24 protein-coding genes are annotated in these 26656 nt (G+C 65.1%); 10 read left to right on the top strand and 14 right to left on the bottom strand.

What is annotated here, in order from left to right; all coding sequences use genetic code 11:
* Genes JQ633_RS17720 through JQ633_RS17695 form a run of 6 tightly spaced genes read right to left on the bottom strand, consistent with a single transcriptional unit; the run spans position 1 to position 5901 of the window.
* Positions 1 to 1341 carry an acyclic terpene utilization AtuA family protein gene (locus JQ633_RS17720; protein WP_211986338.1) on the bottom strand — a complete coding sequence of 447 codons (1341 nt, stop codon included), beginning with the start codon at positions 1339 to 1341 and terminating at the stop codon, positions 1 to 3.
* The gene (locus JQ633_RS17715) at positions 1341 to 2060 is read right to left on the bottom strand and encodes an ABC transporter ATP-binding protein (RefSeq protein ID WP_211986337.1); all 720 of its coding nucleotides are present in this window, start codon (positions 2058 to 2060) and stop codon (positions 1341 to 1343) included. Before JQ633_RS17715 ends, JQ633_RS17720 begins: the two co-directional genes overlap by 1 nt.
* On the bottom strand, positions 2050 to 2781 hold the full coding sequence (locus JQ633_RS17710) for an ABC transporter ATP-binding protein (RefSeq protein WP_211986336.1): 732 nt from the start codon (positions 2779 to 2781) through the stop codon (positions 2050 to 2052). The genes JQ633_RS17715 and JQ633_RS17710 overlap by 11 nt, the downstream gene beginning before the upstream one ends.
* A complete protein-coding gene (locus tag JQ633_RS17705; protein ID WP_211986335.1) occupies positions 2771 to 3694 on the bottom strand; it encodes a branched-chain amino acid ABC transporter permease in 924 nt (307 codons plus the stop codon). The genes JQ633_RS17710 and JQ633_RS17705 overlap by 11 nt, the downstream gene beginning before the upstream one ends.
* A complete protein-coding gene (locus tag JQ633_RS17700) occupies positions 3687 to 4610 on the bottom strand; it encodes a branched-chain amino acid ABC transporter permease (RefSeq protein WP_211986334.1) in 924 nt (307 codons plus the stop codon). The genes JQ633_RS17705 and JQ633_RS17700 overlap by 8 nt, the downstream gene beginning before the upstream one ends.
* A 43-nt stretch (positions 4611 to 4653) precedes the next feature.
* Positions 4654 to 5901, bottom strand: coding sequence for an amino acid ABC transporter substrate-binding protein (locus tag JQ633_RS17695; protein WP_211986333.1), 1248 nt, complete (start codon positions 5899 to 5901; stop codon positions 4654 to 4656).
* 212 nt (positions 5902 to 6113) lie between these two features.
* On the opposite strand from JQ633_RS17695, the gene JQ633_RS17690 reads away from it, so the two are divergent.
* The 4 genes from JQ633_RS17690 (at position 6114) to JQ633_RS17675 (ending at position 9959) form a co-directional block, all read left to right on the top strand.
* Entirely contained in the window at positions 6114 to 6527 is a 414-nt protein-coding gene (locus JQ633_RS17690; protein ID WP_211986332.1) for a Zn-ribbon domain-containing OB-fold protein, read from the top strand.
* Positions 6528 to 6531: 4 nt separating this feature from the next.
* On the top strand, positions 6532 to 7671 hold the full coding sequence (locus JQ633_RS17685) for a thiolase C-terminal domain-containing protein (protein WP_211986331.1): 1140 nt from the start codon (positions 6532 to 6534) through the stop codon (positions 7669 to 7671).
* A 121-nt stretch (positions 7672 to 7792) separates the two neighbouring features.
* Positions 7793 to 8707 (top strand): SDR family oxidoreductase, encoded by a 915-nt coding sequence (locus JQ633_RS17680; protein WP_211986330.1) that lies wholly within the window; start codon positions 7793 to 7795, stop codon positions 8705 to 8707.
* A 139-nt stretch (positions 8708 to 8846) separates the two neighbouring features.
* Positions 8847 to 9959, top strand: coding sequence for an SMP-30/gluconolactonase/LRE family protein (locus JQ633_RS17675; protein WP_211986329.1), 1113 nt, complete (start codon positions 8847 to 8849; stop codon positions 9957 to 9959).
* A gap of 58 nt (positions 9960 to 10017) precedes the next feature.
* On the opposite strand, the gene ppc is transcribed toward JQ633_RS17675, so the two are convergent.
* The 3 genes from ppc to JQ633_RS17660 all read right to left on the bottom strand — a co-directional run bounded on the left by ppc (position 10018) and on the right by JQ633_RS17660 (position 15411).
* Positions 10018 to 12825 (bottom strand): phosphoenolpyruvate carboxylase, encoded by a 2808-nt coding sequence (gene ppc, locus JQ633_RS17670; RefSeq protein ID WP_211986328.1) that lies wholly within the window; start codon positions 12823 to 12825, stop codon positions 10018 to 10020.
* A 102-nt stretch (positions 12826 to 12927) separates the two neighbouring features.
* The gene (locus tag JQ633_RS17665; RefSeq protein ID WP_211986327.1) at positions 12928 to 14472 is read right to left on the bottom strand and encodes an acyl-CoA synthetase; all 1545 of its coding nucleotides are present in this window, start codon (positions 14470 to 14472) and stop codon (positions 12928 to 12930) included.
* Between the two features lie 123 nt (positions 14473 to 14595).
* Positions 14596 to 15411, bottom strand: coding sequence for a crotonase/enoyl-CoA hydratase family protein (locus JQ633_RS17660; protein WP_211986326.1), 816 nt, complete (start codon positions 15409 to 15411; stop codon positions 14596 to 14598).
* 100 nt (positions 15412 to 15511) lie between these two features.
* Between JQ633_RS17660 and JQ633_RS17655 the strand changes: the two genes are divergently transcribed.
* Together JQ633_RS17655 and JQ633_RS17650 are read left to right on the top strand one after the other, a co-directional pair.
* Positions 15512 to 16387, top strand: a complete 876-nt coding sequence (locus tag JQ633_RS17655; RefSeq protein WP_211986325.1) for an SDR family oxidoreductase — start codon at positions 15512 to 15514, stop codon at positions 16385 to 16387.
* Between the two features lie 243 nt (positions 16388 to 16630).
* On the top strand, positions 16631 to 18211 hold the full coding sequence (locus JQ633_RS17650; protein WP_211986324.1) for a fatty acid--CoA ligase: 1581 nt from the start codon (positions 16631 to 16633) through the stop codon (positions 18209 to 18211).
* 44 nt (positions 18212 to 18255) lie between these two features.
* Here JQ633_RS17650 and JQ633_RS17645 read toward each other — a convergent pair whose 3' ends face one another.
* Both JQ633_RS17645 and JQ633_RS17640 read right to left on the bottom strand, forming a co-directional pair.
* The gene (locus JQ633_RS17645) at positions 18256 to 18735 is read right to left on the bottom strand and encodes a GFA family protein (RefSeq protein ID WP_211986323.1); all 480 of its coding nucleotides are present in this window, start codon (positions 18733 to 18735) and stop codon (positions 18256 to 18258) included.
* Positions 18736 to 18754: 19 nt separating this feature from the next.
* Positions 18755 to 20029 carry an acyl-CoA dehydrogenase family protein gene (locus tag JQ633_RS17640; RefSeq protein ID WP_211986322.1) on the bottom strand — a complete coding sequence of 425 codons (1275 nt, stop codon included), beginning with the start codon at positions 20027 to 20029 and terminating at the stop codon, positions 18755 to 18757.
* A gap of 220 nt (positions 20030 to 20249) precedes the next feature.
* On the opposite strand from JQ633_RS17640, the gene JQ633_RS17635 reads away from it, so the two are divergent.
* On the top strand, positions 20250 to 21029 hold the full coding sequence (locus JQ633_RS17635) for an enoyl-CoA hydratase-related protein (protein ID WP_211986321.1): 780 nt from the start codon (positions 20250 to 20252) through the stop codon (positions 21027 to 21029).
* A gap of 142 nt (positions 21030 to 21171) precedes the next feature.
* On the opposite strand, the gene JQ633_RS17630 is transcribed toward JQ633_RS17635, so the two are convergent.
* The 3 genes from JQ633_RS17630 to JQ633_RS17620 are packed head-to-tail and all read right to left on the bottom strand — an operon-like array spanning position 21172 to position 23316.
* Positions 21172 to 21540, bottom strand: a complete 369-nt coding sequence (locus JQ633_RS17630) for a DUF6285 domain-containing protein (protein ID WP_211986320.1) — start codon at positions 21538 to 21540, stop codon at positions 21172 to 21174.
* Between the two features lies 1 nt (position 21541).
* The gene (locus JQ633_RS17625; RefSeq protein WP_211986319.1) at positions 21542 to 22525 is read right to left on the bottom strand and encodes a phosphotransferase family protein; all 984 of its coding nucleotides are present in this window, start codon (positions 22523 to 22525) and stop codon (positions 21542 to 21544) included.
* Positions 22522 to 23316 carry an enoyl-CoA hydratase/isomerase gene (locus tag JQ633_RS17620; RefSeq protein WP_211986318.1) on the bottom strand — a complete coding sequence of 265 codons (795 nt, stop codon included), beginning with the start codon at positions 23314 to 23316 and terminating at the stop codon, positions 22522 to 22524. Before JQ633_RS17620 ends, JQ633_RS17625 begins: the two co-directional genes overlap by 4 nt.
* Before the next feature lie 155 nt (positions 23317 to 23471).
* On the opposite strand from JQ633_RS17620, the gene JQ633_RS17615 reads away from it, so the two are divergent.
* The 3 genes from JQ633_RS17615 (at position 23472) to JQ633_RS17605 (ending at position 26393) form a co-directional block, all read left to right on the top strand.
* Positions 23472 to 24254, top strand: a complete 783-nt coding sequence (locus tag JQ633_RS17615) for an SDR family NAD(P)-dependent oxidoreductase (protein WP_211986317.1) — start codon at positions 23472 to 23474, stop codon at positions 24252 to 24254.
* A gap of 313 nt (positions 24255 to 24567) precedes the next feature.
* Complete coding sequence (locus tag JQ633_RS17610) at positions 24568 to 24945, top strand: VOC family protein (protein ID WP_211986316.1); 378 nt, start codon at positions 24568 to 24570, stop codon at positions 24943 to 24945.
* A 173-nt stretch (positions 24946 to 25118) separates the two neighbouring features.
* Positions 25119 to 26393: an acyl-CoA dehydrogenase family protein gene (locus tag JQ633_RS17605; RefSeq protein ID WP_211986315.1), complete on the top strand. Its 1275-nt coding sequence runs from the start codon at positions 25119 to 25121 to the stop codon at positions 26391 to 26393.
* Positions 26394 to 26656 lie beyond the last annotated feature (263 nt).

The raw sequence follows: 26656 nt of genomic DNA, 5'->3' as shown, positions 1-26656 counted from the left end.
TCACCCTCCCACGAAGCGGATCTGCGGCTTCGCCAGCGCGCGCGGCAGCAGCACCGAGGCGACCGCGACGACATCGCGCGCCGATTTCCAGGCGCCGCCACCGGCCGCCGGACCGTTGGTGTAGAGCGTCTCGACCTCGTTGCCGATGCGAACCGCCTCGCGGAGACTGTCGGTGCGGCCGGTGACGCGCACGCGCACTTCGTAGGGTTCGCTTGCGTGGGCCGAGACCTCGGGACCGTGCAAGGCATCGACGCCGATCAGGTCGAACCGCAACTCGCTGGTGGCGACGCCGGTCAGCTTCAGCCGCTCGCGGACGATCTCGAGCGCCAGCCGGCCCCGCGTCAAGGCGCCCGGGCCGGCGTAGGAAATCTGGCCCTCGCCGATATAGCTGTCGACGTAACCGACGGAGACCTTCAGCGTATCCGTGCGCTGCGTGCCGCGGCCGCCGCTGACGCGCACCCGGTCCGGACCGATCTCCTCGACGGTGACGTCGGAGAAATCCGCAACCACGTCGGGCTGGAGGTACCTGGCCGGATCATGGACCTCATAGAGCAATTGCTCCTTGCAAGTCTGCGCGGTCACCGCACCGCCGCTACCGGCCACCTTGGTCACGACCAGCGAGCCGTCTTCCCCGACCTCGCCGATCGGGAAGCCGAGCCGCGCAAGACCGGCGATATCCTTGTAGCCAGGATCTGCGAAATAGCCGCCTGTGATCTGGCCCGCGCATTCCAGCAAATGCCCGGCGACGGTGCCCTGCCCCAACAGATTCCAGTCGTCCATCCGCCAGCCGAACGCATGGATCATCGGCGCCAGGAACAACGCCGGATCGGAGGCCCGCCCGGTGATCACGACATCGGCGCCGGCTTTAAGCGCGTCCGCCATCGGCTCGGCGCCGAGATAGGCATTGGCCGATAACAGCCGGTTGCCGAGCTGCTTGATCGAGCTGTCGAACTCCATGATCGAGAGATCGCCGGCCTTGCAGGCATCGAGCACGTCGTCGCCCACCACCGCAGCGATCCTCAGCGACGAAAGCCCGAGCGACTTTGCGATCTCGGCCGTCTTGCGCGCCGCGGCCTCCGGATTAGCCGCACCCATGTTGGTGACGATCTTGATGCCTTTGCTCGCGCAGAGCGGCAGCACGGCGCGCATCCGCTCCTCGAGCAGCGGGTCGTAGCCGCTCTCCGGATTCTTCATCCGGGCCTGCTGCGCCAGCGCCACCGTGCGCTCACCGAGGCACTCGAACACGAGATAGTCGATCCCGCCCTTTTCGGCGAGTTCGACCGCAGGCTCGATCCGGTCGCCCGAATAGCCTGCGCCAGATCCGATCCTGATCGTCCGCATCACTTCAGTCCGAAATAGGCGCGGTGCAGCTCTTCATTGCCGCTCATCTCGGCAACCGTGCCGGAGAAGCGGATGCGGCCGCCCTCCAGCACGAATACGCGGGTAGCGATCTCAAGGAAACCGATATTTTGCTCGGCGATCAGCAGCGAAAGGCCGCGGCCCTGCAGGCTCGACAGGGCGCGAAGCACCTCCTTGACGAACAGCGGCGACAGTCCGGCCGAGGGCTCGTCCATCACCAGCAGCTTCGGCTCCGCCGACAGCGCCTTGGCGATGCCGAGCATCTTGCGCTGGCCGCCGGACAGACTTGAGGCCGGATCGCGGCGCTTGTCGCGCAGCACCGGAAACAAACCATAGAGTTCGTCGACGCGCGCGCTCGGATTGGCATGGCCCAGCGCCTGCGCGCCAACGCGGATGTTCTCCTCGATCGACAGATCGGGAAACACCGCCAGCTCCGACATGTAGGTCATGCCGCGCTTCATCCGGTCCGACGAGCGCATTTTGGTGATGTCGTCGCCGCCGAGCCTGATCTTTCCGCTGCGCGCATCGATCAGGCCGACCAGCGACTTCAGGAAGGTGGTCTTGCCGGCGCCGTTGGCGCCGAGCAGCAGCACGGTCTCCCCGGCGCGGACGTCGAGGTCGACGCCCCACAACACCTGCATGGTGCCGTAGCCGGCGTCGACGCCCCGGGCGTCGAGAAGCGGTGCCGTATCAGTGGGCATGCTCGCCTCCCAGAAACACCTCGATCACCTGCGGCTCGCGCACCGCGGTCGCCAGCGTGCCTTCGAAGATTTCCTTGCCGGCGTTGAGCACGATGACGCGGTCGGTGATCTGCTCGATGAAGCCCATCAGATGCTCGACCACGATGATCGCCATGCCGGTCGAGGCCAGCGCCTTGATCCGGCCGGCGATCCAGTCGAGCTCGGCCGGGTTGAGGCCGGCGGCGAGTTCATCGAGCAGCAACAGCCGCGGCCGCGTGGCGAGCGCGCGGGTGAGATCGAGCATCTTCTGCTGCGCGCTGTTGAGGTCGGCCGCCGGGCGATCGGCGACCTCCTTCAGCCGGTATTCGTCGAGCAGTTCGGCAATCGACGGCGGCGTAGCCGTGGCGCCGCCATAGGCCAGCGCGACCTGGATGTTCTGGCGCACGGTCAGCGACAGGAACGGCTTTGGCACCTGAAAGGTGCGGTTGATGCCGCGGTGAACCAGTCTGTGGGATGCGGCCCCGCCGGCGGAGGCGCCGTCGAAGGTGACCTCACCGCCATCGGGCGCATAGAGGCCGGAGATAACATTGATCGCCGTGGTCTTGCCGGAGCCGTTCGGGCCGACCAGGCCGAGAATCTCGCCCGGGGTGACATGGAAACTCAGGCCGTCGAGCGCATGGAAGCCGCCGAAGCGCTTGACCAGCCTGGAGACCTTGAGGATCGGGGTTTGCTCAGGGGACATTCCACCCCCTGCGCGTTGCAAGCGAGACGAGCCCTGCGGGCAGGAACAGCACGAGGCCCATGATCAGCAGGCCATAGATCAGCTGGAAATATTGCGGTGTGGTGAAGCCGATCAGATTGTAGATGCCGTAGAGGATGATCACGCCGACGATCGGCCCGGTGATGGTGGCAACGCCGCCGAACAGCGCGAACACGATCGCAAAGATGCTGAACTCGCCGGAGAACACGTTGTCGGGGTAGAACACCGAGACGTACCAGGCGTAGATACCGCCGGCGAGGCCGGCGATCAGCGCCGAAGCGAGCCAGGCGATCACCCGCATCTTGACGATATTGACGCCGGCCATCGAGGCCGAGACCGCGTCCTCGCGCACTGCCTGCAGCGCAAGGCCGAAGGCGGAGTTCTTGAGATAAACCACGGCGCCGACGGTCAGCCCCATCACCACGACGGCGGCATAATAGGCGTGGGTCGGGTTGAACGTGCCGGTCAGCGACACGCCGTAGGGCCCCTTGGTGATGCCCTCCAGCGCCGGGTTGGCGACGAAATGCAGCACCGCGAGCGAGGCCGCGAGATTGGCGATCGCAAAATACGCCCCCGACAGCCGCAGCAGCGGCGTCAGCAACAGCCCGAGCAGCACCGCGACCACGCCGCCGACCAGCACGGCGAGCACCGCAGGCCACTGCAGGTGCATCACCATGATGGCGAAGCCGTAGGCGCCGGCGCCGAAGAAGCCGACATAGCCGAACGGCAGATAGCCGGTGAACCCGTAGATGATGTTCACGCCCTGCGCGAGGATCAGGAAGATCACGAAGTTGAACAGCAGGAGATGGTTTTGATAGACGCCGGGCAGCAGTGCAAACACCACGACCAGCGGCGCCAGGATGAACAGCAGGTGTTTGGATGCAGCACTAGGCAACGCGCACCCGCCTTCCGAGCAGGCCGCTCGGGCGCAACAACAGGATCACGATCAACAACACATAAGGCAAGAGATCAGCCCAGGAACTGAGATAGGTCTGCACCAGCATGTAGCAGAGGCCATAGACGATGCCGCCGAGCGCGGTGCCGAGCGGATTGCCGAGCGAGCCGAGCACCACGATCGCGAACGACGTCACCGTGGCGTCCGCGCCAAAGGCGGGCGTGATCGAGCCGAACATGAACGGGGCGAACACGCCGGCGACCGCCGCGATGCCGAGCCCGATGCCGAACGCCGCGGCGGAGACACGGTCGACGTCGATGCCGGTCGCCAGCGCCTCGTCGCGCCGAGACATCACCGCGCGCGTCAGCGTGCCGAGCCGGGTGTGATAGAGATAGAGGTAGACCAGCGCGATCACGATCAGGCTGGTGACGGCCGCGATCACCCAGGGTGCAGGAAAGCTTTGGCCGAAGATCTCGATCGGCCCTGCCCTGCCGGCCTTGCTGCCGAACCACTTGACTTTGATCGTCGTGAACACGCTGCCGAGCAGCCGGCTCTGGATCGAACGCTCGCTGGTCCCGGCGAAGATCGTGGTGACGGCCTCGATCACCTGCGACAGGCCGAAGAACAGGATGATCGACAGCATCTCCGGATTGGCCGAGCCCTGCAGCCGCGGCACCAGCACCCAGTACAGCAACAGGCCTGCGAGCACGAAGACCACGAAGGCCAGCGGCACCGCGAACAGCGGATCGACGCCGGCGATGCCGACCACGCCGAGCGCGATGAAGGCGCCGAGCATCAGCATGTCGCCATGCGCAAGATTGACGATGCGCATGACGCCGAACACGAGATTGAGACCGATACCGACCAGGCTGAAATACAGCCCGAACAGCACGCCGGCAACGAGCGCATAGATCATGCTATCGCCCGCCGCCGAGCTTCATACTTGCCGCCAGAACGCATCACGGCGCCGGATAGACCGGCTTGCCGGTGGCGGTCTCATGCGGATAGATCGAGACGAACTTGATGTGATCGTGCTCGTCGAGCGTGAGCTGGCCGAGCGGCGTCAGCTCGCCGATCTGGCCGCCCGTCTCGTCCAGCGCGAAGGTGCCATCGAGCGTCTTGAGCTGACCGCTGAGCGAGAACACCGCCTTGCGCAGCTCCATCTGGTCGAGGCTGGTCGCAACCGACAGCGTCTTCTCGATCACCAGAGCGGTGGTGTAGCCGGCCACCGCGTTGAAGCCGAATTCCATCTTGCCGTCGTTGTACTTCTTCTGCCAGGCAGCGCGGAAATCCTTCATGTTCATCCCGAAATTGACGGGATAATCCAGCTCGGACGGCGGCACGTAGGTCCAGATGTGCTCGAGGCCCTTGGCGCCGACGTTCTTCTCCAACAACTCGGTCTCGAGACCGGCATAGATCGCGAACAGCATCTTGAAGTTGGTGCCGACGTCCTGGACGTTGCGCAGGAAGGCGATGTCGTTCGGCGCATAGCCGAAATGGATCACCGCGTCAGGATTGGTCTTGCTGATGTTGTTGATGATCACGTTGTAGTTGGTGGTCTCGGTCGGGACGCCCTGGTCGTAGACGATCTCGATCGGCGCGCCGGACTCCTTGACGAATTTGCGGAACGCGTTGGCCTGCGTGCCGGTGAATTCGTTGGTGGCGTAGAGGATCGCGATCTTCTTGATGCCGAGGCCCGGGCCGTCATGGCTGATGAAGTCGGCCACCGGCTTCGGCCACACGGTCGACACCGGGTCGGCCATCAGCGCGATGTAGGGATTGTCCTTGGAGAAGAAGCTCGCGCCGGTGCCGGTCTGATCGAACAGGAACATCTTGTGGTCGCGCGCGATCGCAACCGCGGGCGCGGTCAGCACCGATCCGGAATCGGCGACCAGCAGGTCGACCTTATCCTGGGTGATGAGCTGGTTATAGAGCGTCGAGGCGGTCGCCGTGTTGCTTTGATCGTCATACGATACAAGCTTGATCGGGATCTTCTTGTCGAACGCCTTCACGAAGACGCCGCCCTCGGCATTCTTCTGCTCGACCCACAATTTCAGCGAGCTGTAGACCGGCATCGAGATCGAGGCGTAGCGCCCCGAGGACGCATAGAGCGTGCCGATCTTGATCTCCGACGGCGCATCCGCAGCCATGGCATGTGTCGCGAGTGCGAGGCTTGCAGCGAGTGCTGCGCCGGTCATCCTCAGCATGATATTATTCCTCCCGGGGTATCTTGGATCGCGGCCCTTCTACGCGCCGCAACCGAGGGACACAAGCATTGCGGGCTCGGCAATTGTGCGAGCGACGGAATATGCGGCATGCGCTGGGCACAGGCGGCATGCGTGGGCGCGGATAGACCGTTGACGTCCATTAGTCCAATGTCGCATCAGTACTGTAACAATTTCGGGAGGAGCGAACAGACATGGCCGAGCCCGCGCGCGCGAAACCAAAACCGACACCGGAAACCCAGCATTTCTGGGACGGCGCCAAGGCCGGCGAATTGCGCCTGCAGCGCTGCGATGCCTGCGCCAATGTCTATTTCCCGCCGCGGCCGTTCTGCCCTTCCTGCGCCTCGCGCAAGGTCTCCGTGTTCAAGGCCAGCGGCAAGGGCAAGCTCTACAGCTACGTCATCAACCATCGTCCCGCCGCACCCGGCTTCACGCCGCCTTACGCGATCGCCGTGGTCGAGCTCGACGAGGGCCCGCGCATGATGAGCAACATCATCGATTGTCCGCAGACGCCGGAGGCGCTCGAGCTCGACATGAAGCTCGAGGTCGCCTTCCAGCAGCTCGACGACAAGATCACCCTTCCCGTGTTCCGTCCGGCAAAGGGGTAAGGCGATGCGCAGGAACCAGGTTGCCGTCGTCGGTGCGGCCGAAACCACCGAGCTCGGCGTCATCCCGAACATGTCGCAGATACAGCTGCATGCCGATGCGGCGCTGAATGCGATCGCCGATGCCGGGCTGAAGCTGTCGGACATCGACGGCATCGCCACCGCGGTCGAGACCCCGCAGCAGATCGCGCACTATCTCGGCATCACGCCGACCTGGGTCGACGGCACCTCGGTCGGCGGCTGCTCCTTCATGCTGCACGTCCGCCACGCCGCCGCGGCAATCGAGGCCGGCCTCTGCAAGACCGTGCTGATCACCCACGCCGAGAGCGGCAAGTCGATGATCGGCAAGCTGCCGCGCTCGACGCCGGCCGACAGCCTCAACGGCCAGTTCGAGGCGCCCTACGGCGTCTATGGCCCGCCGAGCATGTTCCCGATCCCCGTGCTGCGCTTCATGAAGACGCACGGCATCACCCATGAGCAGCTCGCGATGGTCGCCGTCGTGCAGCGCGAATGGGCGGCGAAGAATCCGCGCGCCACGATGAAGGACCCGATCACGGTCGCCGACGTGTTGAACTCGCGGATGATCGCCTATCCGTTCCGCCTGCTGCAGTGCTGCCTCGTCACCGACGGCGGCGGCGCGCTGATCCTCACCTCGGCCGATCGCGCCAAGGATTTTCCGAGGAAGCCGGTGTACATTCTCGGCACCGGCGAGAGCGTGGAAACGCCGATGGTCAGCCAGATGCAAACGTTCGACTCGTCGCGCGCCTTCAAGGTTGCGGGCCCGCTCGCCTTCAAGGAGGCCGGCATCGCCCACAAGGACGTCGATCACCTGATGATCTACGACGCCTTCGCGCATCTGCCGCTGTACGGCCTCGGCGACCTCGGCTTTATGCCCCATGAGGAAACCGGCAAGTTCATCGCCGACGGCAACACCCGGCCCGGGGGCAAGCTGCCGCTCAACACCAATGGCGGCGGCCTCAGCTACATGCACTCCGGCATGTACGGCATGTACGCGCTGCAGGAGAGCGTGCGGCAGATGCGCGGCATCGCGCCGGCGCAGGTGCCGAATGCGAAGATCTCGGTCTGCCACGGCGTCGGCGGCATGTTCGCGGCGTCAGGCACGATCATCTTTACGAACGAGAAGTAACCAGCCCGTCATTTCGGGATGGTCCGAAGGACCAGACCCGGAATCTCGAGATTCCGGGTTCGATGCTGACGCATCGCCCCGGAAAGACGGCGGAAGCAGCAAACGAAAGCGGAGCACCCACATGTCAAAATCACTGCAGGACAAAGTCATCATCGTCACCGGCGCGGGCCGCGGCATCGGCCGCGAGATCGCGCTGCTCTGCGCGGCCGAAGGCGCCAAGGTCGTCGTCAACGATCCCGGCGGCGCGGCCGACGGTGCCGGCACGAGCGCAGCACCGGCCGAAGAGGTGGTCGAGGAAATCAAGAAGCGCGGCGGCACCGCCGTGGCCAATTTCGAGTCGGTGGCAGAAGCCATCCCGGCCAGCAAGATCGTGAAGACCGCGACCGATCATTTCGGCCGGCTCGACGGCGTCGTCAACAATGCCGGCATCCTGCGCGACATGATCTTCCACAAGATGAGCGTGGAAGCCTTCGAGGCCGTCATCAAGGTGCATCTGATGGGCTCGTTCTATGTCAGCCACGCCGCAGCGCGCATCTACCGCGAGCAGGAGTCTGGCTCGTTCGTGCACTTCACCTCGACCTCCGGCCTGATCGGCAATTACGGCCAGGCCAATTACGCTGCCGCCAAGCTCGGCATCGTCGGCCTGTCGAAGTCGATCGCGCTCGACATGGGCCGCTTCAACGTGCGCTCGAACTGCGTCTCGCCGTTCGCCTGGACCCGCATGATCGGCACCATCCCGACCCAGACCGACGCCGAGAAGGCGCGAGTCGAGAAGATCAAGCAGATGGGCCCGGAGAAGATCGCGCCGGTCTGCGCCTACCTGCTCTCCGACGCCGCCAAGGACGTCACCGGGCAGATCTTCGGCGCGCGCATGAACGAGATCTTCCTGTTCGGTCAGCACCGTCCGGTGCGCTCGGTCCACCGCAGCGAAGGCTGGACGCCGCAGACCATCGCGGAACACGGCATGCCGGCGCTGAAGGCATCGTTCTCGCCGCTCGACCGCTCCGGTGACGTCTTCACCTGGGATCCGATCTGACGGTTTTATGAACGTCGCTCCGGCGAATACGCCGGAGCGGCACACTCTTTGGTTGTTTCATCACATCGTGCCCGCATTGTGCCAGAATTGCGGGCGCATGATTGCCTCCCCGAAAACAAAAAGACCTGGGAGGACTTTCATGACAAATCCAAACAACATTCAGAACCACCAGGACGACGGCGCGAAGGCGTTCGACCGTCGAACAATCTTGCGCGGCGCAACCGCGCTCGCCGCGACCGCACTCGCAGCATCGGATGCTGCAGCGCGTGACTTCGGTCCCAATGCGGAACCACAGCGTTACCCCGATCCTGACATTGTCGTGATCGACGACAAGCGCTTCAAGGCCAAGGTCGGCAACACCGCGATCAAGCGCCTCTACACCGGCTGCCTGTGGGCCGAAGGCCCGGCATGGAACGCGCAGGGCCAATATCTCGTGTGGAGCGACATCCCCGCCAACCGGCAGCTGCGCTACCTCGACGACGACGGCCACATCTCCGAGCAGTTCCACAAGCCGTCGAACGAGGCCAACGGCTCGACTTTCGATTTCGAAGGCCGCCAAATCACCGCCGAACGCACCCGGCTGGTGCGCTACGAGCATGACGGAACCGTCACGACATTGGCGGAGAAAGCCAACGACAAGCAGCTCAACGGACCGAACGACATGGTCGTGCATCCGAACGACAAGTCGATCTGGTTCACCGATCCCGGCTATGGCGCGATCTCGATCTATGAGGGCCAGCTCGCCAACACCGGCTCGAAACAGCCCTACCAGAAGGAAGCGGTCTATCGCATCGATGCCTCGACCGGCCAGATCACCAAGGTTGCCGACGAGCCGTTCAAGCCAAACGGCATCGCCTTCAGCCACGATTACAAGAAGGTCTATGTCTGCGACACCGGCATCACGCACTACCCGAACGCCAAGAACATCGTCTGGCAGTACGACCTCAACGGCGACAAACTCTCCAACCCGCGCACGCTGATCGACATGACGCTGGACGGCAAGTCGGGCTTCCCGGATGGCCTGCGCGTCGACGTCGACGGCAATGTCTGGGTCGGTGCCGGCTGGGTCGGACCGGGCTACGACGGCGTGCAGGTGTTCGCACCGGATGGTCAGCGCATCGGCCAGATCCTGCTGCCGGAGACCTGCGCCAACCTCACCTTCGGCGGCAAGAAGCGCAACCGTCTGTTCATGACCGCGAGCCAGTCGCTGTATGCGGTCTATGTCGAGACCCGCGGCGCGCATATCTGCTGAGGATATCGTCGTCCCGGCCTGGTGCGCAATTGCGCACGGGGCCGGGACGACGCTGTGGCTACCCGCTATTCCTGAGCCCCGCCGAGATCCCATTGATCGTGATCTGGATTCCGCGCAGTACCTGCTCGTCCGGATTCTGCGCGCGATGCTCCTTGAGCAATTCCACCTGCACGTGGTTGAGCGGATCCATATAGGGGAAGCGGTTGCGGATGCCGCGCTCCAGCAGCGGGTTGCCCTGCAGCAGACGGTCGTGGCCCATGATGTCGAGCAGCGTCTCGATCGAGAGGTGCCATTCCCTACGGATGCGGCCGAAGATCTTCTCGCGCAGCTCGACGTCGGGCACCAGCTCGGCATAGCGCGAGGCGATCGCGATCGAGCTCTTTGCCAGCACCATGTCCATGTTGGAGAGCAGCGTGCGGAAGAACGGCCATTCCCGGTAGAGCTCCTGCAGGAATGGCATGCCCTGCTCCGGATGCTCGGCGATCCAGGTTTCGACCGCCGCGCCAAATCCGTACCAGCCCGGCAGCATCAGCCGGCACTGCGCCCAGGAGAACACCCAGGGGATCGCGCGCAGGTCCTCGATCTCGCGGGTCTTCTTGCGCGAGGCCGGACGGCTGCCGATGTTCAGCGTCGCGATTTCGTTGATGACGGTCGAGCCCCAGAAATAATCGGCAAAGCCGTCGGTCTCGTAGACCAGGCCGCGATAGGCCTTGAAGGCGAGCGCGGAGATTTCCTCCATCGCCTTGAGATATTCCGGGCGCGGCGCGCTCTGCCGCGGCTGCAGCAGGCTGGTCTCCAGCGTCGCCGCGGCGAGGATTTCGAGATTGCTGCGACCGACCTCGGCGTTGGAATATTTCGAGGAGATGATCTCGCCCTGCTCGGTGATGCGGATCTGGCCGTTCACCGCGCCGCCGGGCTGCGCGATGATCGCGTCATAGCTCGGCCCGCCGCCGCGGCCGACCGAACCGCCGCGGCCGTGGAACAGCCGCAGTCGCACGCCGTGGCGCTCGAACACCTCGACGAGGCCGATCTCGGCCTTGTAGAGCTCCCAGCCCGAGGTGACGAAGCCGCCGTCCTTGTTGCTGTCGGAATAGCCGAGCATCACCTCCTGCACGCTGCCGAGGCTGTCGACCAGCTTGCGGTAGTCGTGCAGCGCCAGCATGCGGTCCATGATGGTGCTTGAGGCCTGCAGATCCTCGATGGTCTCGAACAGCGGCACGATGTTGATCGCACTGCGGCCAGACGGATTGATCAGTCCGACCTCCTTCAACAGCACCGCGACCTCCAGCATGTCGGACATGCCCTGGCACATCGAGATGATGCATTGGGAGATCACCTCGGGGCCGAACTTCGCATGCGCCTGAGCGGCGGCCCGGAACACGGCAAGCTCGCTCAGGGTCTCGTCGGAATATTTCACGAAGGGTGACGCCAGCGGCCGCGCGCTGCGCAGTTCGCCGAGCAGCAGGTTGACGCGGGCCTCCTCGCCGAGTGCCAGATAGGACATGCCGGGCGTTGCGGTATCGATCAGCTCGGCGACGGTGCGCTCGTGCACCGCCGAGTTCTGGCGGATGTCGAGCCGCGCCAGATGGAAGCCGAAGCAATCCACCGCGCGGCGCAGCAGCCGCAGCCGCCCGCGCGCGATCACGCCCGAATTGTTCGCGATCAGCGAGCGGTTCAGCACGTCGAGATCGGCCTGGAACTCTTTCACGCTCCCATACGGCTCGGCCTTGCCGACCGGCGGCCGCGTGGTCTCGACCTCAAGCCTGACGGCGGTCGCCGTGAGCCGCGCATAGATCCCCGACACGGCTAGACGATACGGCTCGCCGCTCCGGTGCGGCGAGGTGTCGGGCGAGCGCTCGGCGAGGGTCCGCAGTTCCTCCGAGATGTCGGCGAGATGCGCCGCCAGCGACAGCTCGGCGCCGAGCGCATGCAGCTCCTCGAGATAGAAGTTGAGCGCTCGGCTCGACTGCAGCCGCAGCGTGCCGCGCATCACCTCCGCGGTGACGAAGGGATTGCCGTCGCGGTCGCCGCCGATCCAGCTTCCCATCCGCAGGAACGAGGCGAGATCGCCGGCCTCGCCACCCTCCTTGTTCAGGCGGTCCTCCAGCGCGCAATGCAGCCGCGGCACCTCCTGCAGCAGGGTGTAGTCGTAGAACGACAGGCCGTTGCCGACCTCATCGAGCACGGTCAGCTTGGTCCGGCGCAGCAGATTGGTCTGCCACAGCGTCACCACGGCGCGGCGGAGCTGCTCGTCGCTGGCCTCGCGCTCCTCGGGCGTCATCTGCAGCCGCTCGCGGCGGTCGAGCAGATCCGCGATCTCCATCTCGCGGTCCATCGTGCTCTTGCGGCGGACCTCGGTCGGATGCGCGGTCAGCACCGGGCTGACCAGCGCACCCCGGAAGAAGTCGCGCAGGTCGGCCGGGCTGATCCCGGCCTCGCGGGCGTGCACCAGCGTCTGCTCCAGCGTGCTCGGCCGCGGCGCCCCGCCCGGGCCGCTTCTGCGCATCTGGCGGATGTTGTTCTGGTCCTCGGCGATGTTGGCGAGGTGGGAGAAATAGCTGAAGGCGCGGACGATGCGGACCGTGTCGGCGATCGACATGCCGTCGAGGATGCCCTCCAGCTCCTGCCGCGCCAGCCTATCCTCGTCGCGATGGAACCGGACCGAGGTCTGCCGGATGCGCTCGACCAGGTCGAACACGTCCGCCCCCTCCTGGTCGCGCACGGTGTCGCCGAGCACGCGGCCGAGCAGGCGGATGTCGTTGCGGAGCCGGGCATCCTCCTCCTGCGCAGCTTTCTCAAGCAGGCTGGCTTCGGCGGCACTCCGGGCGCGGATTTCGGTCTCGGAAGGCATGGTCTGGGGAGACATTTGGCTGGCTACTCCAGAAGCTGCCCGGCTCCCTCCGAGTGTGCGCTTTTTTTGCCGCAGCGCAAGATGAACTTGGGGGCGGTGCACACTAACTCTGTCGCCCTAGATCCTCCGTCCCGCCCGCTCCCAATACGGATCGCGCAGCCGGCGCTTGAAGATCTTTCCGGAATCCTCGCGCGGCAGGTTGCTCTGGATCTCGATGTGCTTGGGCACCTTGTAGTCGGCGAGCGATCCCTTGAGCTGGGCGCGGATCGAGGCCGGCTCGAGCGTCACGCCCGGCTGCGGCTCGACCACCGCCATCAGCGCCTCGCCGAACTCGGCGTCGGGAATGCCGAACACCGCGCAATCGTGCACGCCTGGCACCGCATGCAGCACCGCCTCGATCTCGGCCGGGTAGATGTTGACGCCGCCCGAGATCACCATGTCGCGCTTGCGGTCGCAGATGAAGACGTAGCCGTCCGCATCGATATAGCCGACGTCGCCCGAGGTGATGAATCCCTGGCGGTCGATCTCGGACCGCTTCTCCGGCTTGTTGTGGTAGGTGAAATCGGGATTGCCCGCGATCCGCGAGTAGATTTCGCCGATCTCGCCCTGCGGCACCTCCTTGCCGTCGTCGCCGATGAAGCGCAGCTCGGCGCCGGGCGAGATCTTTCCGACCGTGCCGGGCTTCTTCAGCGCGTCCTCTGAATTGGCGAAGGTCACGGCACCCGACTCCGTCGAGCCGTAGAATTCGTAGATCACCGGCCCCCACCACTCGATCATGGCGCGCTTGACGTCGGGCGGGCACGGCGCCGCCGCATGGATGATGTGGCGCAGCGAGGACATGTCGTACTTGCGGCGCACCTCTTCCGGCAGCTTCATCAGGCGGATGAACATGGTCGGCACCATGAAGATGGTGTCGATCCGCTCGCGCTCGATCAGGTTCAAAAATTCCTCCGCGTCGAAGCGCGGCATCAGCACCAGCGCGCCGCCGAGCTTGCCCGAGCGAAGGCCGAACGAATTCGGCGCGGAATGGTAGAGCGGCCCCGGCAGGATCGCGCGTGCGCCGGGCTTGAGACCGTAGATCATCGCCCGCATCGCTTCTGCGTTGGCGGTCTGCGCCGGCGTCGGCGCGAAGCGACGTACGCCCTTCGGATGGCCCGTGGTGCCCGAGGTGTAGATCATGTTCTGCGGCTGCGGCACCACAGGGCCGTCATAGCGCGGGTGCTGCGCCAGCCAGGATTCGAAATCGATCGCGAAGTCCGGCGTCGCGAGATGATCGCGATCGATCTTGTAGTTCGCGAGGATTTCCGGCGGCGTCGGCACGCTGAGCACGGTGACACCTGATGGAATCGCGCCGCGCAGCGGATGCAGCATGTCGGCATGCCCGATCAGGACGCGCGTGCCGGAATCGGTCAGCACATAGTTGATCTCCTCCGGCTTGAAGTGCCAGTTGATCGGCACACCATAGGCGCCGAGCCGCATCGCCGCATAGGCGGCCTCGATGAACGCGATGTCGTTGCGCATCAGCATGCAGACGCTGTCGCCTGGCTTGACGCCGAGCTTGTTCAGGCCGCTGGCGATGCGGTCAGTGCGTTCGGCGACGGCAGCGTGATCGCGCCGGCGCTCGCCGCTAATGATACCGAGGAAGGGTGCAGGCGTTTCCATTGTCGTTGTCCGATCTTTCGTCGGGTTAAGTCGTCATTCCGGGATGGTCCGAAAGGACCAGACCCGGAATCTCGAGATTCCGGGTTCGATGCTTCCGCATCGCCCCGGAATGACGGCAGGAGCTTATCCCACATCCGCAAACTTCGGCGCGCGCTTGTCGAGATTGGCGCGCACGGATTCGGTCTGGTTCGGGCTGCCGATCAGCTTCTGCTGCTCGACGGATTCCGCAAGCAGCGCCGGGCCGGGATCGACCGAGAGATTGTTCAGCATCCGCTTCGCGGCGCGGATCGCATCCGGGCTCTTGCCGGCGATCTCGCGCGCGACTTCGAGCGCCGCGGCGCGCGGGTCGTCGCAGATCCGGGTGGCGAGGCCGTAAGCCTGCGCTTCCTGCGCCGAAAAGATGCGGCCGGTGTAGGTGAGCTCGCGCAGGATATCGTCGCGCACGAGGCTCGCGAGGATCGGCGTGCCGGCCATGTCGGGCACGAGTCCCCATTTGATCTCCATGATCGACATCCGCGTATCAGGCGAAAGGAAGCGCATGTCGGCGCCGAGCGCGAGCTGGAAGCCGCCGCCGAACGCGACGCCATGAATCGCGGCGATGACCGGCACCGGGAGCTGGCGCCAGCCCCACACCGCCTGCTGCGCGAAATTGGCCTTGCCGTGCGTGCGAACGGTGAGGTCGCGGTTCTCGCCGCCCGGCACCCCGTTACCGCCCTTCTCTTTCATGGCGGCAAAACGCCCCATGTCGAGCCCGGCGCAGAACGCCCGGCCCTCGCCCGACAGCACCACCACCCGCACGCCTTTTTCCCTGGAAAGCCGCTCGGTTGCGGCCACCAGCGCCGAAAACATCGCGGCGTCGAGCGCATTCATCTTGTCGGCCCGCACCAGGCGGACATCGGCGATACCGTCCGAAATCGATATCGAAACGCGATCTTCCATTGAAATCTCCTCCGCTTTCCCTGGTTGGCGCTTTACAGAAAGGCCGTTGTCCGGTTTTAGTCAATCGACCAATTAACTGACAACCCCCGTGGAGGAAACGATGTTCTCTGATCAGCTTCTCGTCGGGCGGCGCATATTGGTAACCGGCGGCGGCACAGGTCTCGGCAAGGCCATGGCCTCCCGGTTCCTGCAGCTCGGCGCCGAGGTCCATATCTGCGGCCGCCGCAAGAGCGTCTGCGACGAGACCGCCACCGAGCTGATGGCCGAGTATGGCGGGCGCGTCGTCAGCCACGGCGTCGATATCCGCAACGCCATGGCGGTCGACGAAATGATCGAGGCGATCTGGACCACCAGCGGTCCCCTCACCGACCTGATCAACAACGCTGCCGGCAATTTCATCTCGCGCTCGGAAGAACTGTCGGCGCGCGGCTTCGACGCGGTCGCCAACATCGTGATGCACGGCACCTTCTATGTGACCCACGCGGTCGGCCGGCGCTGGATCGCCGGCGGCAATCGCGGCAACGTGGTGTCGATCACGGTGACCTGGGTGCGCAACGGCTCGCCCTATGTGGTGCCGTCGGCGATGAGCAAGTCGGCGATCCACGCCATGACGATGTCGCTCGCGGTCGAATGGGGCCGCCACGGCATCCGCCTCAACACCATCGCGCCCGGCGAGATCCCGACCGAGGGCATGAGCAAGCGCATCAAGCCCGGCGACGAGGCCGGCGCGCGCACCAAGGCGATGAACCCGATGGGCCGCGTCGGCACCATGGAGGAATTGCAGAACCTCGCGGTGTTCCTGATCTCCGGCGGCTGCGACTGGATCAACGGCGAGACGATTGCCATGGACGGCGCGCAGGCGCTGGCGATGGGCGGCAACTTCTATCAGCTGCGCGACTGGAGTGACCAAGACTGGACCAACGCCCGCGAGTCGATCAAGGCGCAGAATGAGAAGGACCGCGCGGCAAGGGGCTGAAGCCGCCGCGCGCGCCTCGTCCACCGCTGTCGTCCCGGCGAAGGCCGGGACCCATAACCACCGCCGTGCGTAATCGCGCATGCTGTGGCTACAGCGTTCTGCCACACTTGCATTCGTGGTTATGGGTCCCGGCCTTCGCCGGGACGACGGGGTTGATATAGCGCAGCTCCCCTCCCCGTATTGTCTTTGCTGCCGGATGCCGCCACACTCCGCGCAACCAAAACAAGACGTCACGGGGGAAACATGTCCGCTGCGCCGAAACTGACCAACCTTGCCGACATGGTGCGCGACCGCGCGGCCACGCTCGGCAATGCGCTGGCCTATGAGTTCGAGGGACGGGCAACCAGTTTCGCCGAATTCGATATCAAGACCAACCGCGTCGCCAATGCGCTGATCGCGATGGGCGTGAAGAAGGGCGAGCGCATCGCCTATCTCGGCAAGAACAGCGACTTCTATTTCGAGCTCTTGATGGGCGCGATGAAGGCCGGCGTGGTGATGGCGCCGGTGAACTGGCGCCTCGCCGGACCCGAGGTCGCCTTCATCGTCGACGACTGCAAGGCGCCCGTCCTGTTCGTGGGTCCTGAATTCATCACACAGGTGCGCAACATCAGGGACAAGCTGCCCAGCGTGCGCACGATCATCACCACCGAGGGCGGCGCGCCGGAATGGCCGGACTACCTCGCGTGGCGCGACGCGCAGAGCGGCGATGACCCGCGCGTTCCGATCGAGCCGAAGGACATCGCTATCCAGCTCTACACTTCGGGCACCACCGGCAAGCCGAAGGGTGCGATGCTGTCGCACGCCAACTTCCTCAACCTGGTGCAGAGCGGCAATGAAAACGAGAAGCCGGAATGGAACCGGTGGACCACCGACGACGTCTCGCTGGTGGCGATGCCGATCTTCCACATCGGCGGCTCCGGCTGGGGCGTGATGGGCCTCTATCACGGCGCCCGCGGCGTGATCGCGCGCGAGTTCGATCCGACCAAGGTGCTGGATTTCTTCGAGCAGTCCGGGATCACCAAGCTTTTCATGGTGCCGGCCGCGATGCAGTTCGTGGTGCGGCAGCCGCGGGCGCGGCAGGTCGACTTCTCCCGCCTGAAATACATGCTCTACGGCGCCTCGCCGATCCCGGCGGCGCTGCTGAAGGAATGCATCGAAGTGTTCAAATGCGGTTTCGTGCAGATGTACGGCATGACCGAGACCACCGGCACCATCGTCGCGCTGCCGCCGGAGGATCACATCGAGGGCCTCGACCGCATGCGCTCGGCCGGCAAGGCGCTGCCCGGTATCGAGCTTGCGATCCTCGATGCTGACGGCAAACCGCTGCCGCCGGGCGAAGTCGGCGAGATCGCCACCCGCTCCGGCTCCAACATGGCGGGCTACTGGAACCTGCCCGAGGCGACCGCGCGCACCATCGACAGCGACGGCTGGCTGCGCACCGGCGATGCCGGCTACATGGACAGTGACGGCTATCTCTACATTCATGACCGCATCAAGGACATGATCATATCCGGCGGCGAGAACATCTACCCCGCCGAAGTCGAGAGCGCGCTATGCGATCATCCGGATGTGGCGGAAGCTGCCGTAATCGGCATCCCCGACGACAAATGGGGCGAAGCGGTGAAGGCGGTGGTGGTGATGAAGCCGGGCAAGAGCGCTGATGCGACCGACATCATCAACTTCACCCGCGAGCGGATCGCCGGCTACAAAACGCCGAAATCAGTCGACTTCATTACCGCGCTGCCGCGCAACCCGTCAGGCAAGATCCTGCGGCGGAGCCTGCGGGAGCCGTACTGGGCGGGGAAAGACCGGCAGGTGAATTAAGCCCCGCTGTCGTCCCTGCTTTCGCCGGGACGACGGTGGAGAGGTCACGGCTTCTTCATCTTCTCTCGCAACACGCGCCAGCGCTCCTGCGCCTCCCGTGGCCAAACCTGTCTGCGGTCGTAATACTCCGCGAACACCTTCGCCCCGGGCGGGAACGTCACCCACGGCTGCTTCGACGACGTAAAAATGTGAACGTCGGGCGGGCACTGGTTCGGATCATCCAGCGAGCCCACGCGGACAAACCGCACCGCCGGTCCCGATCCCGGATAATTGCTCCAGACCGCGACCCTGCACACCGGGCAGCGCGCGATCTTCTGGCCCTTGCCGCTCGCCGACGGCGTATCGACGATCTCGGGCTCGGCCGCGATGTGCACGACCCGCTCGGCCTCGTACATCGCGTTGAGCGCGTGCGCGGTGCCGGTCTCGCGCTGGCACCAGGTGCAGTGGCAGGCATGCACGATCAACGGCCCGCCATTGAGGCGATAGCGGACGTTCCTGCAGGTGCATCCGCCTTCCATGCTCATGCCGCCTCCTGCGAACGCCTCAGTGCTTCCCCGCCCCCATGTAGCCGAACAGGAAGCCCGCCACCTTGCGCTTCTGGATCTCCTCGCTGCCCTCGGTGATGCGGTAGCGGCGATGGTGGCGGTAGATGTGCTCGAACGGCTTGTGACGCGAATAGCCCATGCCGCCATGCACCTGCATGGCGCGGTCGGCGGCCTCGCAGCAGAGACGATTTGCCCAGAAGTTGCACATCGACACCCGGTCCGACAGCGTGTGCTCGACCTGCGCCTGGGTGAGCTGGTCCATTTCCCACGCGGTCTTGCGGATCAGCAGGCGGAGCATCTCGGCCTGGGTCGCGAGCTCGACCAGCGGCCACTGGATCGCCTGGTTCTCGGCCAGCGCCTTGCCGAACGGCTTTCGTTCGCGCGCGTATTTCACGCTCTCGTTGATGCAGTAGACCGCGGCGCCGAGCGAGCTTGCCGCCTGCCGGATGCGGTTCTCGTGGACGAAGCACTGCGCCAGCGACAGGCCGCGGCCGACCTCGCCGAACAGCGCATCCTCCGGCACGAACACATCGGTGAAGCTGACGCGCGGATGGTCGGTCGGCATGTTGAAGGTCCACATATACTGCTCGACCTTCACGCCCGGCGATTTGGCCGGCACCAGGAAGCAGGTGATGCCGCGTGCGTCGCCGTCATTGCCGGAGGTGCGGGCGAACAGCGCGCAGTGCGTCGCGACATGCATGCCGGTCGTCCACATCTTCTCGCCGTTGATGACCCAGCCCTTGACGTTGTCGCGCGTCGCCGGGGCCGCCTTGGTCTCCATGTGAGTGGCGTCCGAGCCATGCTCGGGCTCCGTCAGACCAAAGGTGATGCGGTACTTGCCGGTGATCGAGCCGTCGATCATCGCCTTCTGCTCGTCGGTTCCGTAGCGGTCGAGCATCGTCACGATCGGCAGGTTGCCGACGATCGAATGCTCGTTCTGCAGATCGTTGTGCAGGCCGAGACCTTTTGACGCGAAATGCTCGCGGATCACGGCCATCCAGAGATTGGAGCCGTCCTTGCCGCCATAGCGCTTCGGGATCGCGAAGCGCAAATGGCCGGCCGCATCGGCGAGGTTCTTCGCCTTGCGCAGCAGCGCCTCCCACTCATGGCGCGGCAGGCCACCATTGTCGAAATCGGTGCGCGCCCATTCGCGGCGATGATCGAAGAAACGGATGTTGTCGTCCGCCGCTTCGAGCGGCTTGATCTCGCGTTCGATGAAGCGATCGAGCTCGGCGAGATAGGCGGTCAGGTCAGCCGGCAGGTTGAAATCCAAGGCGGTCTCTCCCGAAGAAATCGTTGATTCCGGTTTTGCGTTTAGGCGCTATCGCGCGCACGCGTTCGGATCGATTAAGGTGAGATGCAGAGGTCCAAGTCAAGCAGGCGGATGACGCTTGCGCGCGCGGTCGCATTGCGTAATTGGATGGCACGGGGCGGCGCACCGGCGCTAGGATGCGCGCCATATTCTTCGCCACAGAAAATCGACGGGAGCCAACATGGATCTGAAATTCTCCAAGGTGACGCGCAAGGGTCCCATCACCATCGTGACGCTGTCGCGGCCCGAGGTTTACAACGCGCTGCATATCGACGCGCATTTCGAGCTCGACAAGGTGTTCGACGAGTTCGCCGCCGATCCCGAGCAGTGGGTCGCGATCGTCACCGGCGCCGGCGACAAGGCGTTCTGCGCCGGTAACGATCTGAAGTGGCAGGCTGCCGGCGGCAAACGCGGCTGGGGCAAAGGCGGCTTCGCCGGGCTCACCACGCGCTTCGACTGCGACAAGCCGATCATCGCCGCCGTCAATGGCGTCGCGATGGGCGGGGGCTTCGAGATCGCGCTGGCCTGCGACCTGATCATCGCCTCCGAGAATGCCACCTTCGCGCTGCCCGAGCCGCGCGTCGGCCTCGCCGCGCTCGCAGGCGGCCTGCAGCGGCTGCCGCGACAGATCGGGCTGAAGCGCGCGATGGGCATGATCCTCACCGCCCGCCATGTCAGCGCCAAGGAAGGCCTCGAGCTCGGCTTCGTCAACGAGGTGGTGCCGCAGGGCGAGGCGCTCGCCGCCGCCGAACGCTGGGCCGAGACCATCGCCAAGAACTCGCCGATGTCGATCCGCGCCTCCAAGCAGGCGATCCAGAAGGGCCTCGAGGTCTCGCTCGAGCAGGCGATGACCGAGCAGCGCGAATATCCCGCGGTGAAGGCGATGGCCGCTTCGCAGGATTACATCGAGGGGCCGAAGGCGTTCTCGGAGAAGCGGCCGCCGAAATGGCTGGGGCGGTAGGGACGTCCACCGTCATTCCGGGGCGCGAAGCGAACCCGGAATGACAATGCCTCCGCGATAACGAAGTAGGATGGGTGGAGCGCAGCGATACCCATCGACCTTGTGCCCGCGCCGCGATGGGTATCGCTGCGCTCCACCCATCCTACTTGAGCTCCCTCTTGTAGGACGCGTAGTTCGGCTGATCGACGGCCAGCTTGTCGAGCGTAGTTTGCCAGAGATGCTCCGGCAGGCCGGGCGTATTCAGATCCACCTCTCCGCTTGCGATCTTCTCCGACAGCGCCCGGTTGAGCTCCATCAACGTGCCGTCGGCGCCGAGCAATTGCTTGAGACGCGCGGCCTCGGTCGCGTCGGCTGCCTCGGCGAGCGCGAGCTGCCGCGTCACCAGGTCGAGCGCATTGATGCCGACGCGGAGCTTGAAGGCGTTGTGGCCCTTGATCGCAGGCGCGATCTCGCTGCGCAGGAAATCGGCGACGGCCTTGATCAGCTCGGTGGTGGTCGGTTCGTCCTGCATCTCATCCTCGCGGAGCAAGCAGCCGCAACAAATCGATCTCGGTTTCCGACGCGCGGCGGCCGATCATCGCGCGCTCCATCGAATGATCCGGGCCCGCGCGGAAACGCTGCATCATGCCGCAGCACATCACGCCCCAGCGCAAGGTGCCCATCACCTCCCAGAACATCACGCGGTCCGGATCGGCCTTGCGGCCCGCTTCCGCGTATCCTGCGAACAGGTCTTCGCGGGTGCCGAAGCCGCCGACCGGCTTGTCGATCTCGCCGAAGCGCCAGGAGTTGACGCAGATCCAGCCGAGATCCTCCATCGGATCGCCGAAATGCGCGAGCTCCCAGTCGAGCACCGCGCGCACGCCGTCGGGACCGATGATGAGGTTGCCGTGGCGAAAATCGCCGTGCACCAGCGTCACCTCGGACGACGGCCCGGGATCGTGATCGCGCAGCCAGCGCAGCGCCAGCTCGAACACCGGCCGCGGCCAGCCAAAGCTGTGATACTCGCGGGCGAGATCCTCGATCTCCTTGGTCGCCGTCATGCTGCGTAGCTGCGGCAGCTTGTCCCGCGGGAGGCCGTGAATGCCGGCGATGACGCGGCCGAGTTGGCGGGCGAGCAGCGGCCGCGCGGTAGCAAATTCCTCGTCGCGCAAAATCTTGCGCGCGATGGTTTCGCCCTCGATCCGCGCCATGATGAAGCCGCGGCCGAGGCCGTCGTCCGGCGTCAGCACGTGCATCACCTTCGGCGACGGCAGCCCCGCATCGTGCGCGAGCTGCATCAAGGTGGCCTCGGCGTCGAGGCCCGCGGCGCGGCCTGGTGCGGCACCATAGCCGGGCGGCGCGCGGCGCAGGATCGCACCGACATTGCCGTCCGGATGCACGATGTCGAACGTCCAGGTCTCCTGGCTGGCGCCACCGGAGAGCTTTGCGGCGCCGGTGACGCTGTTTGCGCCTGGATAAAACGAGGCGACGCAGCGCCCGAGCTCGGCTTCGATCATTTGCCCTTGAACTGCGCCGGGCGCTTCTCGAGGAACGCGGTGACGCCTTCCTTGAAATCGGCCGTGCTCCCCGCGATGCGCTGCGACTCGAATTCGAGGTTGAGCTGCTCTTCGAAGGAGTTTTCCGGGCTGTCCCAATACATCTTGCGGATCAGCGACAGCGCGACCGTCGGGCCGCTGGCGAGGTCATGCGCGAGTTTCATCGCCTCCTCCATCAGCACGCCGTCGTCGTGGACGCGGTTGACGAGGCCCCATTCCAGCGCCTTCTCGGCCGGCAGCTTTTCGCCGAGCAGCGACAGCTCGACCGAACGCACCTTGCCGATCAGCCGCGGCAGCAGCCAGGTGGAGCCGCAATCCGGCACCAGGCCGATGCGGCGGAACGCCTGCAGGAAATAGGACGAGCGCGCGCACAGGATCATGTCGCCCATGAGGGCGAAGCTCATCCCGGCGCCAGCCGCCGGGCCGTTCACCGCTGTTACGATCGGACAGTGCAGCTTACGCAAACGGCGCAGGAAGGGGTGAAAGCCGATCTCGAGCGAGGCACCCGCATTGCTGCGGCCCGGCTTCGCCTGCGCGTTGCGGCCCTGCAGATTGGCGCCGGTGCAGAAGGCGCGGCCGGCGCCGGTGATGACCAGGCACCGCACCTCGTCGCGCTTGTCCTCGATCGCATCGAGCGCCTCGGCGAGGCCGCCCAGCATGTCCATCGAGACCGCGTTCATGACCTCCTGATGGTCGAGCTTGAGGATCGCAACCGATCCGTCGAAGTCGAGCGTGACGTGCTTGAACTGCATGGTTTCCTCTCTGTCGTTGCGGCGGCGGATACCGCGGTAGGTCGAATTCGATGTGTCGACCCATATTTGATTTTTGCAGCGGGCTTGTCCATGGTTGGCCCAGGCCCATCCCTCGGACGCGTGATTAGCGCGCGCCACAGCAAATGGAAACCCCAATGAGTGGCATCTTCGATCTCACCGGCCGCGTCGCCGTCATCACCGGCGGCAATGGCGGCATCGGCCTCGGCATCGCGCAGGCGCTCAACGCCGCCGGCTGCAACGTCTCGATCTGGGGCCGCAACGCGGAGAAGAACGCGAACGCCGCGGCCTCGATGGCGGCCGGTCCCGGCAAGGTCGACACGCAATTCTGCGACGTCAGCGATCCCGGCTCGGTCAAGACCGCGATGAAGGCGACGCTCGACAGGTTCGGCCGCGTCGACGGCTGCTTCGCCAATGCCGGCATCGGCGGCGGCGGACGGCGCGCCTTCATCGACCGCACCGAGGAGGAGTGGCGACGAATGTTCGCGACTAATCTCGACGGCGTCTTCCACGTCTTCCAGGTCGCGGCGCGCCACATGACCGAGCGCGCCGAGGGCGGCGACAAGTTCGGCCGGCTGGTTGCGACATCAAGCCTCGCCTCGCTGTTCGGCACCGCGCGCAACGAGCATTATGCCGGCACCAAGGCGGCGCTGAACGCGCTGTGCCGCGCACTCGGCGTCGAGCTCGCCCGCCACGGCGTCACCGCCAATGCGATCCTGCCCGGCTGGATCAAGAGCGACATGACCGCCGGCATCATGGCCAACGACAAGTTCGTCGCCAACGTGATGCCCCGCATCCCGGTCCGCCGCTTCGGCGAGCCAAGCGATTTCGGCGGCATCGCCGTCTACATCATGAGCAAGGCGTCGTCGTATCACACGGCCGATTGCTTCGTGATCGACGGCGGGTATACGGCGTTTTAGCGCGCTGCACTCTCACACCTGCCGCTGTCGTCCCTGCCTAGTGCGCAATTGCGCACTAGGCAGGGACCGTGATCCAGTATTCCAGAGACAGCAGTGGTTGAACGATAGGCCCCGGCGTACTGGATCGCCCGGTCAAGCCGGGCGATGACAGCGGTGGGTGGGGACGCAGCTTTGCTGCTCTCGCGGGGTGATTTGTCCGAGTCTTGCACTCCTTCCGCCGTTGCTCCACTCCGAGAGGGACCGCCTCGCTTCCGTTGCGCGGGAACTGCTGCTACCGTTTGCATCTACTCAAAACAAAACAGGGGGATTTGCGATGTTCTCGCACGTGATGATCGGCACCAACGACCTCGACAAGGCCAAGGCGTTCTATGACGCGCTGCTGGCCACCCTCAACGTCCGGCCGGCGCGGGTCGACGGTCACCGCATGTTCTACATCACCAAGACCGGAGTGTTCGGGGTGGGCGCCCCGATCAACGGCGAACCGGCGACGCACGCCAATGGCGGCACGATCGGCTTTGCCTGTGACTCTCCGGAGCAGGTCGAGGCCTGGCATGCGGCCGGCGTCGCCAATGGCGGCAAGCCGTGCGAGAACCCGCCCGGCATCCGCGAAGGCTCGGCCGGCAAGCTCTATCTCGCCTATCTGCGTGACCTCGACGGCAACAAGCTCTGCGCGATGCACCGGCTGGCCTGACGCCCTCGCGTTCTCTTCCACGCGGTCAGCGGCGGCGTTCAAACAACGTTTGAAACGCCGCCGCGAAATTCCGCGATGCGGTACGCAGCGTCGCGAAATCGGCGCTCGCGCTCGGCGTCTGCCCCGTCTATTGTCCGCCGCAACAAAGGCCTTCGCCGATGGGAGAAACGACAATGAAACACGCCTACGTGCCGCGCACCACCAACTACACGCTCAGCCCGGGCGACGAGCTCAACGACCTGCGCATGGCGGATAACGTGCGGCCGCTCTACGATCATGTGAAGCAGTTCATCCGCGACACGGTCGAGCCGATGTCGATCGAGTTCTATCGCGCCGGCGAGAAGAAGACCAACCGCTGGAGCTTCACCGACGAACAGCTGGCGATCCTGCAGAAGGCCAAGGACAAGGCCAAGGAGGTCGGCCTTTGGAACTTCTTCCTGCCCGACGCCGAGACCGGCGAAGGCCTGAAGAACCTCGACTACGCCTATATCGCCGCCGAACTCGGCAAGAGCCCGCTGGCCTCCGAGACGATGAACTGCTCGGCGCCCGACACCGGCAACATGGAAGTGCTGGAGCGCGTCGGCACCAAGGAGCAGAAGGAGAAGTGGCTGAAGCCGCTGCTCAACGGCGAGATCCGCTCGGCCTATGCGATGACCGAGCCGAATGTCGCTTCGTCGGATGCCAAGAACATCTCGACCACCGCAAAGCTGGTTGGCGACGAGTGGGTAATCAACGGCGAGAAGTACTACATCTCGGGCGCCGGCGATCCGCGCTGCAAGATCATGATCGTGATGGTGAAGACCAATCCCGATGCGCCCCCGAGCAAGCAGCAGTCGCAGATCCTGGTGCCGATCGACACGCCCGGCGTGGAGATCCTGGGGCCGATGCACGTGTTCGGCCATGACCACGCGCCGCGCGGCCACATGCATCTGCGCTTCAACAATTGCCGGGTGCCGAAGGAGAACATGCTGCTCGGCGAAGGCCGCGGCTTCGAGATCTCGCAGGTCCGCCTCGGCCCGGGCCGCATCCATCACTGCATGCGCACCATCGGCAAGGCCGAAAAGGCGCTCGACATGATGGTGCAGCGCGGCCTGACCCGCGAAGCGTTCGGCAAGAAGATCGCCCATCTCGGCGGCAACACCCAGATTATCGCGCAGGCGCGTTGCGAGATCGAGGCGATGCGGCTGATGGTGCTGAAGGCCGCCAAGGCGATGGACGTGCTCGGCAACAAGGAAGCGCGCGTCTGGGTCTCGATGGTCAAGGCGATGGTGCCCGAGCGCGCCTGCAAGGTGATCGACCAGGCGATCCAGATGCACGGCGCCACCGGCATCTCGCACTGGACCCCGCTCGCCGAAATGTACCAGGACGTCCGCCACCTCCGCTTCGCCGACGGTCCGGACGAGGTGCACTGGATGGTGGTCGGCCGCCACGAACTGAGCATGCCGTAAGATCTCTCCTCCCCCTCTCCCCGCTCTTCGCGGGAAGAGGGTCGGGGTGAGGGGCTGCTTCCGCGAGGACGGTGAGAATCGAATTTGCGGAGACTCCCCCTCACCCGGATCGCATCTTCGATGCGTTCCGGCCTCTCCCCGCAAGCGGGGCGAGGCGAAGATAAGCCAGTTCGTCGCTTCGTAGGGTGGGTAAAGGCGCGCGTGCGCGTGCCCACCATCAAGCGCTTTGCTTGTGATGGTGGGCACGCTACGCTTTGCCCACC

It is taken from the genome of Bradyrhizobium tropiciagri, from assembly GCF_018130505.1.
Lineage (GTDB): Bacteria > Pseudomonadota > Alphaproteobacteria > Rhizobiales > Xanthobacteraceae > Bradyrhizobium > Bradyrhizobium tropiciagri_B.
The sequence above is the reverse complement of the archived record's forward strand: the minus strand, read 5'-3'. Positions and strand labels throughout refer to the sequence as shown.

Excerpts from the sequence above, each read along its gene's own strand:
- JQ633_RS17720 (WP_211986338.1), bottom strand. The coding sequence starts at position 1,341 with ATGCGGACGATCAGGATCGGATCTGGCGCAGGCTATTCGGGCGACCGG.
- JQ633_RS17715 (WP_211986337.1), bottom strand. The coding sequence starts at position 2,060 with ATGCCCACTGATACGGCACCGCTTCTCGACGCCCGGGGCGTCGACGCC.
- JQ633_RS17710 (WP_211986336.1), bottom strand. The coding sequence starts at position 2,781 with ATGTCCCCTGAGCAAACCCCGATCCTCAAGGTCTCCAGGCTGGTCAAG.
- JQ633_RS17700 (WP_211986334.1), bottom strand. The coding sequence starts at position 4,610 with ATGATCTATGCGCTCGTTGCCGGCGTGCTGTTCGGGCTGTATTTCAGC.
- JQ633_RS17695 (WP_211986333.1), bottom strand. The coding sequence starts at position 5,901 with ATGCTGAGGATGACCGGCGCAGCACTCGCTGCAAGCCTCGCACTCGCG.
- JQ633_RS17690 (WP_211986332.1), top strand. The coding sequence starts at position 6,114 with ATGGCCGAGCCCGCGCGCGCGAAACCAAAACCGACACCGGAAACCCAG.
- JQ633_RS17685 (WP_211986331.1), top strand. The coding sequence starts at position 6,532 with ATGCGCAGGAACCAGGTTGCCGTCGTCGGTGCGGCCGAAACCACCGAG.
- JQ633_RS17680 (WP_211986330.1), top strand. The coding sequence starts at position 7,793 with ATGTCAAAATCACTGCAGGACAAAGTCATCATCGTCACCGGCGCGGGC.
- JQ633_RS17675 (WP_211986329.1), top strand. The coding sequence starts at position 8,847 with ATGACAAATCCAAACAACATTCAGAACCACCAGGACGACGGCGCGAAG.
- ppc (WP_211986328.1), bottom strand. The coding sequence starts at position 12,825 with ATGTCTCCCCAGACCATGCCTTCCGAGACCGAAATCCGCGCCCGGAGT.
- JQ633_RS17665 (WP_211986327.1), bottom strand. The coding sequence starts at position 14,472 with ATGGAAACGCCTGCACCCTTCCTCGGTATCATTAGCGGCGAGCGCCGG.
- JQ633_RS17660 (WP_211986326.1), bottom strand. The coding sequence starts at position 15,411 with ATGGAAGATCGCGTTTCGATATCGATTTCGGACGGTATCGCCGATGTC.
- JQ633_RS17655 (WP_211986325.1), top strand. The coding sequence starts at position 15,512 with ATGTTCTCTGATCAGCTTCTCGTCGGGCGGCGCATATTGGTAACCGGC.
- JQ633_RS17650 (WP_211986324.1), top strand. The coding sequence starts at position 16,631 with ATGTCCGCTGCGCCGAAACTGACCAACCTTGCCGACATGGTGCGCGAC.
- JQ633_RS17645 (WP_211986323.1), bottom strand. The coding sequence starts at position 18,735 with ATGAGCATGGAAGGCGGATGCACCTGCAGGAACGTCCGCTATCGCCTC.
- JQ633_RS17635 (WP_211986321.1), top strand. The coding sequence starts at position 20,250 with ATGGATCTGAAATTCTCCAAGGTGACGCGCAAGGGTCCCATCACCATC.
- JQ633_RS17630 (WP_211986320.1), bottom strand. The coding sequence starts at position 21,540 with ATGCAGGACGAACCGACCACCACCGAGCTGATCAAGGCCGTCGCCGAT.
- JQ633_RS17625 (WP_211986319.1), bottom strand. The coding sequence starts at position 22,525 with ATGATCGAAGCCGAGCTCGGGCGCTGCGTCGCCTCGTTTTATCCAGGC.
- JQ633_RS17620 (WP_211986318.1), bottom strand. The coding sequence starts at position 23,316 with ATGCAGTTCAAGCACGTCACGCTCGACTTCGACGGATCGGTTGCGATC.
- JQ633_RS17615 (WP_211986317.1), top strand. The coding sequence starts at position 23,472 with ATGAGTGGCATCTTCGATCTCACCGGCCGCGTCGCCGTCATCACCGGC.
- JQ633_RS17610 (WP_211986316.1), top strand. The coding sequence starts at position 24,568 with ATGTTCTCGCACGTGATGATCGGCACCAACGACCTCGACAAGGCCAAG.
- JQ633_RS17605 (WP_211986315.1), top strand. The coding sequence starts at position 25,119 with ATGAAACACGCCTACGTGCCGCGCACCACCAACTACACGCTCAGCCCG.